Source organism: Pseudonocardia oceanicola, assembly GCF_047200735.1.
Classification (GTDB): domain Bacteria; phylum Actinomycetota; class Actinomycetes; order Mycobacteriales; family Pseudonocardiaceae; genus Pseudonocardia.
Map to the genome: position 1 here is coordinate 21347 of NZ_JBJZON010000007.1, position 12763 is coordinate 34109.

Genomic DNA, 12763 nt, shown 5'->3' on the forward strand with positions numbered 1-12763 from the left:
CCGAGTGTGATCATTCCGGGGTGATCGCCCGGGTCGATCAGCCGAGGGAGTCCCGCCAGGCGATCCAGTCCTTGAGCAGCGAGAGATCGTGGTCCGGGCCGCCGACGCCCACGGTGAACAGTGAGACCCCGGCGTCGCGGAGCTCCTGGCCGGCCTCCGTGGGCGCCGCCTGCACCCCGCAGGAGCGGGTGATCTCGGCGGGGTCCCGGCCGATGTCACGGCAGTGCCCGTCGAGCACCGAGCACTTGCGCCGCACCGTCTCGACGTCGCCGAAGCCGTGCCAGATCGTGGCGTGCTCGGCGGTGTAGCGCAGGGTCTTCTTCTCCCCGCCGCCCCCGACGAGGATCGGGATGTCGCGGGTCGGGGCCGGGTTGAGCTTCGACCAGCGGTCGCGGATGCGGGGCAGGGCCGCGCCGAGGTCGTCGAGCCGGCGCCCGGCGGTCCGGAAGTCGTAGCCGTACTCGGTGTAGTCCTTCTCGAACCAGCCGGAGCCGATGCCGAGGATGAGCCGGCCGTGCGAGATGTGGTCGACGGTGCGGGCCATGTCGGCCAGGAGCTCGGGGTTGCGGTACGAGTTGCACGTGACCAGCGCGCCGATCTCGACGCGGCTCGTGGTCTCGGCCCAGGCACCGAGCATGGTCCAGCACTCGAAGTGCTTGCCGTCGGGGTCGCCGTAGAGCGGGAAGAAGTGGTCCCAGTTGAAGACGACGTCGGCACCGGCCTCCTCGGCGGCGAGCAGCGTGTCGCGGATGCGGCCGTAGTCGGCGTGCTGGGGCTGCAGCTGCAGCCCGATGCGGACGGGAGCGGTCATGGTGCCATCGTGCTCCCGAACTCCGGGACCGACATCCCGAGGCCGAGGAGAACGGCGATGAGTTCGGACCGCGCGGGCGGTCCACCGCTCGTCAACCCGGGAGGCAGATCATGATCAGCGGCATCCACACCGTGGCGCTCACCGTCCGCGACCAGGAGAAGGCACTGGAGTTCTACGTCGGTGCGCTCGGCCTCGAGAAGCGGAGGGACGCTCCGTTCGGCGAGGGCCGCTGGATCGAGGTCGCCCCGGCCGACTCGGCGACCTCGATCGCGCTGGTGGCCGGCGATCCCGCGCCGGGTGGCCTCGGTACCGCGGTCCGGCTCGCCAGCCCGGACGCCGACGCGGCCCACGCCGAGCTGCGGGAGCGCGGCGTCGACGTCGATCCCGAGGTGCTGCGCATGGGCGAGTACGCCCCGCCCATGTTCACGCTGCGCGATCCGGACGGGAACGTGCTCGTGGTGGTCGAGATCACCCACTAGCGCACCACCGGCCCCGCACCGGGCGCAGCGTGTCAGAAGCCGATCGGCAGGCCCGCGTAGTTCTCGGCGAGACCCGTCCGGCCGGCCTCACTGCTCGCCACCCAACGCAGCTGCGAGAGCTGCAGCTGGGCGTCGAAGGGGTCGCCGGACTGGTGCAGCATGGTCGTCATCCACCAGGAAAAGTGGGTGCAGCGCCAGACCCGGCGCAGGGCGGCGTCGGAGTACGCGTCAGCGAGGGCCGGGTCCTTGTCGCGCAGCAGCGCGGTCAGGGCCGGGGCGAGCAGGGCGACGTCGGCCACGGCGAGGTTCAGCCCCTTCGCGCCGGTGGGCGGCACGATGTGGGCGGCGTCGCCGGCGAGGAAGAGCCGGCCGTGCCGCATCGGCTGCTGCACGAAGCTGCGCATCGGCAGCACGGACTTCTCGGTGACGGGCCCGGGGTTCAGCGTCCAGCCGTCCTGACCGTGGCCGAGTCGGGTGGCCAACGCGTCCCAGATCCGGTCGTCGGACCACTCCGCGATGTCGGTGCCGTTCGGGACCTGCAGGTAGAGCCGGGAGACGTGCTCCGAGCGCATGGAGTGCAGCGCGAAGCCGTCCGGGTGCCAGGCGTAGATCAGCTCATCGGTCGACGGCGCGACGTCGGCGAGGATCCCCAGCCAGGAGTACGGGTAGACGCGCTCCCAGGTCTGCCGGACGGCGTCGGGCACGGCCGCGCGGCAGGGGCCGAAGGAGCCGTCGCAGCCCACGACCACGTCGGCGTCGAGGCGCTCGGCCGTGCCGTCGGGGCCGGTGAAGGTGACGTACGGCTGCTCGGTCTCCAGCTCGTGCACCGCGGTGTCGGTGACCTCGTAGCGGATCTCCTGGCCGGCGGCCTCGCGCGCCTTCCCGAGGTCCTTGGTCACCTCGGTCTGCCCGTAGACGGTGACGCTGCGGCCGACGAGGTCCACGAAGTCGACGTGGTGACGCTCGCCCGGCCACTGCAGGTAGATGCCGCGGTGCTCGTCGCCCTCCCGGGCGAGCCGCTCCCCCAGCCCCACCTCGTGCAGCAGCTGCACGGTCGAGTGCTCGAGGATCCCCGCGCGGATCCGGGCCTCGACGTACTCGCGGGAGCGGGTCTCGACGATCACGGACTCGACGCCCGTGCGGTCGAGCAGGTGGGACAGCAGGAGCCCGGCCGGGCCGGCGCCGACGATGGCGACCTGGGTACGCATGGGAGGAGTGTGTCCGCCCGCCCGCCGGTCGCCTAGCGCCGGCTTTCGCCCAGTGGAAGATCGCCCAGTGGAAGATCGCCCAGTGGAAGATCGCCCAGTGGAAGATCGCCCAGTGGAAGATCGCCCAGGGAAGCCCCGTCGGCGGAGGTTCACCCGGGGGAGAGCGAGCGCCCGATGCCGGCCGCGGCGACCTGCAGGGCCGTGACCAGCCGGGCCCGACCGCGACGCAGGTCCGGGACGACGAGCCCCAGCGCGGCCGCCACCTCCCCGTCGGCGCCGCGTCGGACCGGGACCGCGACGGAGCACGCGCCCGGACTCATCTCCTCGACCGTCTGTGCGAAGCCCTCGCGGTGCACCCGCCGCAGCTGTTCCCGCAGCCGGCCGGGTTGCGTGATCGTGTACGGCGTGACACGCCGGAGGTCGGCGAGCACGGCCCGCCGCACGTCGTCCGGGGCGAAGGCCAGCAGCACCTTCCCGACGCCGGTGGTGTGCAGCGGGAGCCGGCCGCCGACCCGGCTGACCACGGGCACCGTCGCCCGCCCGGAGAGCCGGTCGAGGTAGAGCACCTCGGCGCCCGCACGCTCGGCGAGGTGCACGGTGGCGTGCGTGGCCGCGTAGAGATCGTGCAGGAAGGGCGCGGCGACCTGGCGCAGCTCGGCCTGTACCGGCGCCAGCAGGCCCAGGTCCCACACCCGGCGTCCGACGACGTACCGGTCGCCCCGCCGCTCCATCCCGCCCAGCCCGACGAGTTCCCCCGCCAGCCGGTGCGCCGTGGCGAGGGGCAACCCGGCCCGCTCCGCCAGCGCGGTCAGCGACAGCACCCGGTGCTCCGCGTCGAACGCCCCGAGCAGCGCGAACACCCGCGACGCCACGCTGGCCCCCGGAGTCGACAGGTTCCCCGCCACGCCCCGATCCTCCCACTCAGCGAATACTCCCCCCGCGAGTCGCGCCCCGAGCCCCCGCGAGTCGCGCCCCGAGCTCCCGCGAGTCGCGCCCTGGGCTTCCGCGAGTCGCGCCCCGAGCCCCCGCGAGTCGCGCCCTCGGCTTCCGCGAGTCGCGCCCTCAGCTTCCGCGAGTCGCGCCCTCAGCTTCCGCGAGTCGCGCCCTCAGCTTCCGCGAGTCGCGCCCTGGGCTTCCGCGAGTCGCGCCCGGGGCTTCCGCGAGTCGGGACCGGCGACAAGTGCGGCGACAAGTCGCCGACAGGTCGCGCTTAAGCGGGTCGGCCCACCCTGGCGGCCTCCCCCGAGAAGGAGCAGCGATGACCGCCCCCGCCACCACCCCCGACCTGCTGGGCATGCGCCTGACTCACCGCATCATGCGGCGCGACCTGCACCGGCTCGCCGCCACCGCGGGACGCCTCGCCGGGGGCAGGTCCTGCGACACCCGCCGCGCGAAGGCCCTCGTCCGCTGGGTCACCACCCTGGCCGACGAGATCCACCACCACCACACCGTCGAGGACGAGCTGACCTGGCCGCTGATCGAGCGCCACGCCGGCACCGCCGTCGACCTCACCGTCCTGTCCGACGACCACCGCGCCCTGGATCCGCTGCTCGACGACCTGCGCCGCGCCGCCGCCGGCTTCCTCGACGCCCCGATCCACCCCGAGCGCGCCGCGGTCCTCGCCGATGCCCTCGGCCGGGTGCGCGACGAGCTCGACGAGCACATCGAGAACGAGGAGGCCGAACTGTTCCCGGTGATCGAGCGGTACGTCCCGGCTGCGGAGTGGCAGGAGATGGAGAAGGCGATCCGCAGGGGCGGGCCGCCGGCGGGGTTCGTGCTGCCCCGCATGGCGGAGGTCGCCGCCCCGGGGGAGCTGGCGGCTCTCAAGGCCGAGGCCGGCCCGGTGCTGGTGCTCCTGCTCGGGCTGCTCCGCCCCCGTCACGCCCGCCGCGTCCGCCCGGTCTTCGGGACCTCCTGAACGGCACCGGCGGCGGCACCACGCGTACCGCGCGGCCGCCGGCCGTGCTCACGGCTCGAGGGCGGCGAGCGACGCCGACGCCCGCTCCTCCCAGTGCGGGGCCGCGAGCCGGCGGGCGATGCCCCGGGCGTGCTCGAAATGGGCACGCCGCTGCCCAGCCCGGCGAGCTGACCGGCCCACGGCTCCAGCTCCGCAGACCGCCGCGACCTCCCGGTCCGACCCCCGCGCAGGTGGGGCCCGGATACAGTCGGCGCTGCCGGGAAGGAGGGCCCGCCGGGCTACCCTCGTCGCATGGCCGTACCGACGCCGCGTCGCACCCAGGGCGAGCGCCGGGCCAGCAGCCACGCGCTGATCCTCGACGCCGCGGTGCGCAGCCTGGTGGAGGACGGCTACTCCGGCGCCACCACGGTGACCATCCAGGAGCGCGCGGGAGTCTCCCGCGGCCGGCTGCTGCACCACTTCCCCTCCCGCTCGGCCCTGCTCGTGGCCGCCGCGCAGCACCTCGCCGTCGAGCGGATCACCGCCATGGAGCGCCGGCCGCACGCCACGACCAGCGGCACCGAGCGCGTCGACCGGGCGGTGGAGCTGCTCTGGGAGACCTTTCGCCAGCCGTACTTCTGGGCCGCGATGGAGCTGTGGACGGCCGCGCGCACCGACGAGGCGCTGCGTGCCGAGCTGCTGCCGGAGGAGCGGCGGCTGGGCCTGGCGATCCAGCACGTCGTGGCCGCGCTGTTCGGGCCGGTCCACTCGACCCACCCGGCCTTCGACGACGTCCGGGAACTGCTGCTCACCAGCATGCGGGGCGTGGCCCTGACCTACGCGATCGACCCGCGCGACCCCACCACGGACCCGCACCTGGACCTGTGGAAGCGGATCGCGCGGCAGATGCTCACCGACGGTCGGTCCTGACCGGTCCCCGAGAGAGGAAGCCCATGGAGTTCGAGACCCTCGCGGTCGAGGCGAAGGACGGGGTCGCGCAGTTGCGGCTCGACCGGCCAGCCCAGGCCAACGCGCTGAACCGGGCGCTGTGGTCGGAGCTGCGCGCGGCCGTCGACCGGCTCGACGCCGACCCGACCGTCCGGGCAGTGGTGCTCTCGGGCAACGGCAAGCACTTCTGCGCCGGGATCGACCTGGAGATGCTGGGAGGCCTGCGGGCCGGCGGCGGGGCGGACTGTGCAGGCCGTGCGGCGGAGGCCCTGCGCCGGACGATCCTCGACCTGCAGGACGTGATCACCAGTGTCGAGCGCTGCCGGGTGCCGGTGATCGCGGCCGTGCACGGGGCGTGCATCGGCGCCGGGATGGACCTCGCGACCGCCTGCGACCTGCGCTACGCCACGGAGGACGCGCGGTTCGTGATCAAGGAGATCGACATGGCGGTGGTCGCCGACGTCGGGGTGCTACAGCGGCTGCCGCGGATCGTCGGCGAGGGCGTGACCCGCGAGCTCGCCTACACCGGGCGGACCGTCGGCGGTGGCGAGGCGCTCGGCCTGCGCCTGGTCAACGGCGTGTTCCCCGACGCCGAGGCGCTCGCCGCCGGGGTCGCCGAGGTGGCCGCGTCGCTCGCCGCCAAGCCCCCGCTCGCCCTGCGCGGCACCAAGCACGCGATCACCTACGCCCGTGACCACAGCGTGCCCGACGCCCTGGAGCAGGTCGCCACCTGGAATGCGGGAATGTTGCTCTCGGCCGACCTCGACGAGGCGCTGGCTGCGGCCGCGGAGCGCCGCCCCGCCGTCTTCCGCGACTGACCCGGACCGGTGAGTGGCGATGGTCGCCACTCACCGCTCAGGCGAAGTGGACGTACTCGTACTCGAAGGGCTGGCCGTTGATGCCGGTGCTCGGCGGGGCGATCCAGCCGGCGATCTTGCCGGGCTCGTAGACCGGGCGCATCAGGTTCTGCACGTGGGCCTTGTCCCCGGCGCTGGGCAGCCAGCAGTCCTCCTTGGCCTTCCACGCGTCCTCGCCGACCACCTCCCCCGAGGGCGTGACGTGGTGCTCGGAGAACAGCCCGACCTGCCGGTTGAAGCCCACGTGCGGCAGGTACAGCGACTCGTCGAAGCCGTTCTTGGCCAGGATGCGGTTCCAGCGCTTGAGCCCGGACTGGCAGTCCTTCACGTACTCGTTGCGCAGGTCGAGGTTGAGCGCCAGCAGCGCCGACACCTCGTCGCTCGCCATCCGGCCGTCCTTCACCGTGTCGATCGTGAAGGCGTCCTCGGTGAGCCGGTGGTCGTCGCGGCGACGCTCCTCCTGCCAGCGGCCCTTCAGCCCCGCGGTGAAGTAGTTCGCCGCGTTCGTGGACTGCTCGGAGCCGAACAGGTCCAGCGACACCGAGTAGTGGAAGTTGATGTACTTCTGGATCACGTCCAGCGGGATGCCGCCGTGCGGGGCGACGTCGGTGGTGTCGTGCTCGCGCATGAGCTCGCAGGTCCGCGTGACCACCCGGTCGATCCCGGTGGTGCCCACGAACATGTGGTGCGCCTCCTCCTTCAACATGAACTCACAGGTGCGCGAGAGCGGGTCGAAGGCGGACTCCTTCAGCGTGCCGAGCTGGTACTTGCCGTCCCGGTCGGTGAAGTAGGTGAACATGTAGAAGGACAGCCAGTCCGGCGTCTCCTCGTTGAACGCCCCGAGGATGCGCGGGCTGTCCAGGTCGCCGGAGTTGCGCTGCAGCAGCGCCTCGGCCTCCTCGCGGCCGTTGCGGCCGAAGTAGGCGTGCAGCAGGTAGACCATCGCCCAGAGGTGGCGGCCCTCCTCCACGTTGACCTGGAACAGGTTGCGCAGGTCGTAGAGCGACGGGGCGGTCTCGCCGAGGCGGCGCTGCTGCTCCACCGAGGCCGGCTCGGTGTCGCCCTGGATCACGATCAGCCGCTGCAGGTCGGCGCGGTACTCACCGGGCACCTGCTGCCAGACCGGTTCGCCCTTCTGCTCGCCGAAGGCGATCCGCCGGTCGTCGCCGCGCTCGGCGAGGAACACGCCCCACCGGTACTCCTCCATGGCGACGTGGCCGAACTGCGCCCAGCCCTCCTTGCCCACGCTGACCGCCGTGCGCAGGTACACGTCCTGCGTCGGGACGGCCGGACCCATCGTCTTCCACCAGTTGAGGAAGTTGGGCTGCCACGATTCCAACGCGCGCTGCAGCTTGCGGTCGCCCGCGAGGTCGACGTTGTTGGGGATCTTCTCGCTGTAGTCGATCGACATCTCTCAGACCCGCTTCCGGTCGAACTCCGCCTTGCGTCCCGTGCCGTAGCGGCGCAGCGCCCCCTCCGGACCGGAGGCGTTGGGCCGCACGAAGATCCAGTTCTGCCACGCGGTGAGCCGCCCGAAGATGCGCGTCTCCATCGTCTCGGGGCCGACGAACCGGTGGTTGGCCTCCATGCCGGTCAGGGCGTCCGGGGACAGCGACGCCCGCTCCTCCAGCATGATCCGGATCTCGTCGTCCCAGTCGATGTCGTCCGGGGCGTCGGTGACCAGCCCCAGCTCGAGCGCCTCGCGGGCCTCGATCCGCCGATCCGTCTCCTGCCTCAGCTTCGCGACGTGGTCGGCGTCGCCCCAGAACCTGCTGGCGAGCCGGGAGAGTCCGTTGCCCATCGGGAAGGCCCCGAAGTTGCTCGCCGACAGCATGATCTGGGCCTCGTCGCCCTGCCCCGGGCCGTTCGGGTCGTCCTCGTCCAGGGTGCCGTCGAGCATGTACTGCCGGTCGCACGCCAGCGCCAGCTCCAGCAGCGCGCCGGCGAAGCACGAGCCGGGCTCGATCAACGCGATGAGCGAGCGGGAGGTCACGTCGAGCCGCTTGAGCACCCGCTTGAAGTAGTGCCGGATCTCGTTGACCAGCCAGTCGTCCCGGCTGTGCTCGGCGATGAGCCGCTCGAAGGCCACGGCGTCCTCGACGTCGCCCTTCGTCCGGATCACCCAGGTGCCCAGCTCGAGCTCGTTGGCCCGCAACCGCAGGATCAGGTCGTCGAGCTCGCGGGTCATGGCCAGTGGCCAGAACGCCTCACCCAGCTCGTGCACCCGCTGCAGGGACTCCGGCACCCCGCGGTCGGGTCCGAGGACGGTGATCTCCACCAGGCCCCGATCCCGGTCGAACTCGGCCTTGACGTGCCGGTACGTGATGACGTCCGCGGAGACCGTCGGCTCGAGCGGGGGCAGCGGGACACCTTGCGCGTCGGTCGGGCGGGAGGACCGCGCGGCGGCCTGCCTGGCCCGTTCGGCCACCGTCTCGGCCCAGACCCGCTTGGGGATCGTCTCGTCGACGAGCTTCCACTCCACGGCCTGCTTGCCGCGGATCCCCTCGGCGCGGGTGGCGAACACGTCCGCCCGGTCCTTGCGCACCCTGCGCTTGTCCGTGACCCGGGTGAGCCCGCCCGTCCCGGGCAGCACGCCCAGCAGCGGAACCTCGGGCAGCGAGACGGCCGAGGAGTTGTCGTCGATCAGGAGGATCTTCTCGCAGGCCAGCGCCAGCTCGTAGCCGCCGCCGGCCGCCGTCCCGTTGACCGCCGCGATCCAGGTCTGGCCGGAGTTCTCGGTCGCGTCCTCGATCCCGTTGCGGGTCTCGTTGGTGAACTTGCAGAAGTTCACCTTCCACGGGTGCGGGCTCTGCGCCAGCATCCGGATGTTCGCGCCCGCGCAGAAGTTCTTGTCCTTCGCGCTGGTCACGACGACGGCGCGCACGCCGGGGTGCTCGAACCGCAGCCGCTGGGTGGCGTCGTAGAGCTCGATGTCCACGCCCAGGTCGTACGAGTTCATCTTCAGCTCGTACCCCGGCACCAGACCCGCCGTCTCGTCGACGTCGAGAATCAGCGTAGCCACCTCACCGTCGACCTCGAGCCGCCAGTGGCGGTACGCCTCGGGTGACGTGGCGAAGGAGACCTCGGGCGCCTGTTCCTCGCCGGACGGGTCGCTCATTCCGGGCCTCCTGTCGTCGCTGCCAGGTCGGGAGGGACTACCTCGTGGGATGGCACCCGACACTCTACAACACTGAGACCGAGCGTCAACAATTTGTGGAACGTTGACCGACTCCGCGCCGTGGACGCACCTCGTGCCGACCCACAGCCCGCCGGGGCCGCTCGGCGGACACGCCTCCCGGACGAGGGTTCGACCATCGGGAGCTCCGGCACCGCGGTCGCGAGGTCCGGCAGCACGAGTCGGGAGGAGTCCGCCCGGGAATGGGGATGCGCCTCGCCGGGCCGGGCGCCTAGCGTGATCACGCCCTGCTCGCCGAGACCCCCGGACCGCACGATGACCACCGACGCCCGTATCCGCCGCGCCCTGACCAACTGTTCGAAGGGCGAGGCCGGTCGGCTGACCCTGCCTACCGAGATTCGCGAGCTCGACCTCGACGCGCTCGACGACGTCGTCGGATTCCGGGATTCCCAGGCCCCGGACCGCGCCGTGCTGCTGGTGCCGGGCACCGGCGAGCCGACCGCGGTGCTGCTCCGCGCCGCGTCGAACGCCGTGGGCGCCGCCGCGATGTGCGCGCTCTGCCGCACCACCCATGGCGCAGGCGGCACCACCCTGTTCACCGCGGCCCGCCGCGGCGCCAAGGGCCGGGAGGGCAACACGGTCGGGACCTACGTCTGCGCCGACCTCGACTGCCGCCACCACGTCCGGGTCGAGAAGGCGACGGCGGCGCTGCGTCCCGCGCCGGGCCTGACCGTCGACGAGCGCCGCGCCGGCCTGCGCGAGCGCGCCGCCGCGTTCGTGGGGGAGGTCGTGCGCTGAGCGCTCCGATCACCGAGCAGGAGCTCACGATCGGCTGATCAGGAGATCGGAGCCCTCCTGGTGATCACGGTGTGAACGGGTAGGTCGCCACCGGGTCCCACGGACCGCCGCGGTAGCGCCACAGCCCGAGGGCGACGACTGCGGTGGGCTCGGGTGGGTGGCCCGACAGGACGGCGTGGAGGCCCCGGGCCTGCTCGGGGGCGACCTTGTTCTGCACGGTCACGTGCGGCTCACGCTTGCCGCGGTCCTGGCTGGTCAGCCACGGGTCGAACCTCCCGGCGAGGTCGGCGCGCAGGGCGAGCAGGTCGGGAGCGTCGATCCGGAGGGCGACCCCGCGCCCCAGCAGTCGTGCCTCACCGACGACCGCTGTGGGGGGCGGTCGTCGTGCGAGGTGGTTCCGCTCCGGCGGGAAGTGTCGGGTGCCGGCGATCCCGCACACGCGGGGCCCGGCACCGCGTCCCGGTCGACCAGAACCCCCGACTCCCGCTGCCGGAACCCCGACTCGCGGAAGGGCAGGCGGGACTCGCGGCTCGTCCACCCGGTGTCGGGTTCCGCTGCACGGCTCGAGCGATGACGATCGGGGTATGACCACCACCGTCCCGCAGTTGCCCTTCGACCGACGCGGTGTGCTGGACGTCGCGCCGCTGTACGCCGAGCTGCGCGAGCGCACCCCGATCTGTGCGGTGCGCACGGCGACCGGCGACCCGGCGTGGCTGGTCACGGGGCACGCCGAGTGCCGGGCGCTGTTCGCCGACCCGCGCCTGGGCCGCTCGCATCCCGAGCCCGAGCGCGCCGCGCGGGTCTCCGGCTCGGCGATCCTGGGCGGGCCGATGATGGGCGATCCCGACACCGAGCGCGAGCAACACGCACTCATGCGGAAGCTCCTCGCCCCGGCCTTCTCCGCCCGCCGCATGCTCCGGCTGCGCGACCACGTCGACGAGCTGGTCGCTCGCGCGCTCGACGCACTGGATGCCGCCGGACCGCCTGCCGACCTGCACGAACACCTCGCCCTGCCGGTGCCGATCCTGGTGATCTGCGAGCTGCTCGGCGTGCCGTACGAGGATCGGACCCGGTTCCGCGCCTGGTCGGAGGGCGCCGGCCGGCTCGACGACCGCGAGGCCGCCCAGCAGTCCCTGCGGGCGCTGGTCGGGTACGTGCACGGCCTGGTGGCGCGCAAGCGCGAGGACCCGGGCGAGGACGTGCTCAGCGACCTCGCCGCGTCCGGGCCCGAGCACGACTGGCAGAGCGCGGCGCTGGCCGCGGCACTGCTCTTCGCCGGGCACGAGACCACGGTGACCCGCATCGACGTCGGCACCGTGCTCCTGCTGCAGCATCCCGGGCACTGGGCCGCGCTCGCCGCCGATCCCGCCCTCGCGCCGGACACCGTCGAGGAGATCCTGCGGCTCGCCGCGCCCGGCGGCAGCGGGCTGCCCCGCTACGCCCACACCGACCTCGAGATCGACGGCGTGACGGTCCGGGCCGGCGACTGCGTGGTCCTCGCCCCCGCCGCCGCCAACCGCGACCCCGACGCCTTCGCCGACCCCGAGCGCTTCGACCCGGACCGCGACGCCCGCAACCACCTCACCTTCGGGTACGGGCCGCGCTACTGCATCGGTGCGAGCCTCGCGCGTGTCGAGCTGCAGGCCGTGTTCACCGCGCTGCCGGCCCGGTTCCCCGGCCTGCGCCTCGACCGTCCGGTGGCGGACCTGCCGTTGCGCGCCGACCTGCTCACCGGGGGTCTCGACGCCCTGCCCGTCACCTGGTCATGAGCCCGGACCGTCGTGAGTGCCGGACCGTCGTGAGTGTCGGACCGTCGTGAGTGCCGAGAGTCGCGGAACGACCATCGGCACCTCACAGGGCCAGGAGCCGCCCGGCGTCCGGAACCCGTGGCCGGAGGCCGAGCTCCTGCAGGATCCGGTAGGTCGTGGCGGTCGCGGCGGACAGGACCGGGATGCCGACCTCGTCCTCGACCGGCTGGATCGAGGGCAGCGACGGCATCTGCACGCAGGCGGACAGCACCAGCGCCTCGGCCCGGGACAGATCCAGCTGCCGGCGGTGCTCGCGCAGGTCGGCCGGATCGAGCCGGGCGACGGCGAGGTTGTCCGGCACCTCCAGCGACAGCGAGTCGACGACCTCGACCCCGGCCGCTTCGAGGTACTCGATCACGGTCCGGGTCAGCGGTTCCAGGTACGGGGTGATCATCGCGACCCGGGACACGCCCAGTGCGGCGATGCCGTCGAGCAGCGCCCCGGCCGAGGAGACCACCGGAGCCTGCGCGCCCTCGGCCCGTAGTGCGGCGGTGATCGACTCCTCCGCGGTGCAGTGGTAGCCGGGGCCCTGGGCCATGATCGCGACCAGGCAGGCCGTGACGACGACCGCCGGGCGGGCGTCGGCGAGCTCGGTCGCCGCCCGCTCGGCCTGGGCGTTCATCGCGCGCAGCTGCTCCGGGGTGACGTGCTGCATCCGGGCCCGCGCGGCGTGGAAGACGAACCGGTCGTCCGGGTCGACCTCCTCCCGGGCGCGCAGCATCCGCGGGAGCTCCGTCTCCATCGTGAGGTTCGAGCTCGGGACGATCATCCCCACATGGTGATCACGGGGGTTCTCGGTCATCGCCGGTCCACCGGTCGCC

14 protein-coding genes are annotated in these 12763 nt (G+C 72.9%); 6 read left to right on the forward strand and 8 right to left on the reverse strand.

Annotated features, from left to right (window positions below):
• Positions 1-37: 37 nt before the first annotated feature.
• On the reverse strand, positions 38-811 hold the full coding sequence (locus tag ACL02T_RS12505) for an LLM class F420-dependent oxidoreductase (protein ID WP_412830843.1): 774 nt from the start codon (positions 809-811) through the stop codon (positions 38-40).
• 110 nt (positions 812-921) lie between these two features.
• On the opposite strand from ACL02T_RS12505, the gene ACL02T_RS12510 reads away from it, so the two are divergent.
• Positions 922-1290, forward strand: a complete 369-nt coding sequence (locus ACL02T_RS12510; RefSeq protein ID WP_412830844.1) for a VOC family protein — start codon at positions 922-924, stop codon at positions 1288-1290.
• Between the two features lie 32 nt (positions 1291-1322).
• Here the strand turns inward: ACL02T_RS12510 and ACL02T_RS12515 are convergent, their stop codons facing one another.
• On the reverse strand, positions 1323-2498 hold the full coding sequence (locus ACL02T_RS12515; RefSeq protein ID WP_412830845.1) for a 4-hydroxybenzoate 3-monooxygenase: 1176 nt from the start codon (positions 2496-2498) through the stop codon (positions 1323-1325).
• Between the two features lie 149 nt (positions 2499-2647).
• Positions 2648-3403 (reverse strand): IclR family transcriptional regulator, encoded by a 756-nt coding sequence (locus tag ACL02T_RS12520; protein WP_412830846.1) that lies wholly within the window; start codon positions 3401-3403, stop codon positions 2648-2650.
• A 353-nt stretch (positions 3404-3756) separates the two neighbouring features.
• Here ACL02T_RS12520 and ACL02T_RS12525 point away from each other — a divergent pair, with 353 nt between their 5' ends.
• Positions 3757-4416, forward strand: coding sequence for a hemerythrin domain-containing protein (locus ACL02T_RS12525; protein WP_412830847.1), 660 nt, complete (start codon positions 3757-3759; stop codon positions 4414-4416).
• Positions 4417-4464: 48 nt separating this feature from the next.
• Here the strand turns inward: ACL02T_RS12525 and ACL02T_RS12530 are convergent, their stop codons facing one another.
• Entirely contained in the window at positions 4465-4596 is a 132-nt protein-coding gene (locus ACL02T_RS12530) for a hypothetical protein (protein ID WP_412830848.1), read from the reverse strand.
• A gap of 111 nt (positions 4597-4707) precedes the next feature.
• Here ACL02T_RS12530 and ACL02T_RS12535 point away from each other — a divergent pair, with 111 nt between their 5' ends.
• The gene (locus tag ACL02T_RS12535; protein WP_412830849.1) at positions 4708-5325 is read left to right on the forward strand and encodes a TetR/AcrR family transcriptional regulator; all 618 of its coding nucleotides are present in this window, start codon (positions 4708-4710) and stop codon (positions 5323-5325) included.
• Positions 5326-5348: 23 nt separating this feature from the next.
• The gene (locus ACL02T_RS12540; protein ID WP_412830850.1) at positions 5349-6161 is read left to right on the forward strand and encodes a crotonase/enoyl-CoA hydratase family protein; all 813 of its coding nucleotides are present in this window, start codon (positions 5349-5351) and stop codon (positions 6159-6161) included.
• A gap of 37 nt (positions 6162-6198) precedes the next feature.
• Here the strand turns inward: ACL02T_RS12540 and boxB are convergent, their stop codons facing one another.
• Positions 6199-7611: a benzoyl-CoA 2,3-epoxidase subunit BoxB gene (gene boxB / locus ACL02T_RS12545; RefSeq protein ID WP_412830851.1), complete on the reverse strand. Its 1413-nt coding sequence runs from the start codon at positions 7609-7611 to the stop codon at positions 6199-6201.
• 3 nt (positions 7612-7614) lie between these two features.
• Complete coding sequence (gene boxC, locus ACL02T_RS12550) at positions 7615-9318, reverse strand: 2,3-epoxybenzoyl-CoA dihydrolase (RefSeq protein ID WP_412830852.1); 1704 nt, start codon at positions 9316-9318, stop codon at positions 7615-7617.
• A gap of 333 nt (positions 9319-9651) precedes the next feature.
• On the opposite strand from boxC, the gene ACL02T_RS12555 reads away from it, so the two are divergent.
• Entirely contained in the window at positions 9652-10134 is a 483-nt protein-coding gene (locus tag ACL02T_RS12555) for an FBP domain-containing protein (protein ID WP_412830853.1), read from the forward strand.
• 64 nt (positions 10135-10198) lie between these two features.
• Here the strand turns inward: ACL02T_RS12555 and ACL02T_RS12560 are convergent, their stop codons facing one another.
• Positions 10199-10573, reverse strand: a complete 375-nt coding sequence (locus ACL02T_RS12560; RefSeq protein ID WP_412830854.1) for a 2'-5' RNA ligase family protein — start codon at positions 10571-10573, stop codon at positions 10199-10201.
• 145 nt (positions 10574-10718) lie between these two features.
• Between ACL02T_RS12560 and ACL02T_RS12565 the strand changes: the two genes are divergently transcribed.
• Positions 10719-11903: a cytochrome P450 gene (locus ACL02T_RS12565; RefSeq protein ID WP_412830855.1), complete on the forward strand. Its 1185-nt coding sequence runs from the start codon at positions 10719-10721 to the stop codon at positions 11901-11903.
• A gap of 82 nt (positions 11904-11985) precedes the next feature.
• Here ACL02T_RS12565 and ACL02T_RS12570 read toward each other — a convergent pair whose 3' ends face one another.
• On the reverse strand, positions 11986-12744 hold the full coding sequence (locus ACL02T_RS12570) for a maleate cis-trans isomerase family protein (RefSeq protein WP_412830856.1): 759 nt from the start codon (positions 12742-12744) through the stop codon (positions 11986-11988).
• Positions 12745-12763 lie beyond the last annotated feature (19 nt).

Excerpts from the sequence above, each read along its gene's own strand:
- ACL02T_RS12555 (WP_412830853.1), top strand. The coding sequence starts at position 9,652 with ATGACCACCGACGCCCGTATCCGCCGCGCCCTGACCAACTGTTCGAAG.
- ACL02T_RS12505 (WP_412830843.1), bottom strand. The coding sequence starts at position 811 with ATGACCGCTCCCGTCCGCATCGGGCTGCAGCTGCAGCCCCAGCACGCC.
- ACL02T_RS12565 (WP_412830855.1), top strand. The coding sequence starts at position 10,719 with ATGACCACCACCGTCCCGCAGTTGCCCTTCGACCGACGCGGTGTGCTG.
- ACL02T_RS12540 (WP_412830850.1), top strand. The coding sequence starts at position 5,349 with ATGGAGTTCGAGACCCTCGCGGTCGAGGCGAAGGACGGGGTCGCGCAG.
- boxC (WP_412830852.1), bottom strand. The coding sequence starts at position 9,318 with ATGAGCGACCCGTCCGGCGAGGAACAGGCGCCCGAGGTCTCCTTCGCC.
- ACL02T_RS12510 (WP_412830844.1), top strand. The coding sequence starts at position 922 with ATGATCAGCGGCATCCACACCGTGGCGCTCACCGTCCGCGACCAGGAG.
- boxB (WP_412830851.1), bottom strand. The coding sequence starts at position 7,611 with ATGTCGATCGACTACAGCGAGAAGATCCCCAACAACGTCGACCTCGCG.
- ACL02T_RS12525 (WP_412830847.1), top strand. The coding sequence starts at position 3,757 with ATGACCGCCCCCGCCACCACCCCCGACCTGCTGGGCATGCGCCTGACT.
- ACL02T_RS12515 (WP_412830845.1), bottom strand. The coding sequence starts at position 2,498 with ATGCGTACCCAGGTCGCCATCGTCGGCGCCGGCCCGGCCGGGCTCCTG.
- ACL02T_RS12535 (WP_412830849.1), top strand. The coding sequence starts at position 4,708 with ATGGCCGTACCGACGCCGCGTCGCACCCAGGGCGAGCGCCGGGCCAGC.
- ACL02T_RS12570 (WP_412830856.1), bottom strand. The coding sequence starts at position 12,744 with ATGACCGAGAACCCCCGTGATCACCATGTGGGGATGATCGTCCCGAGC.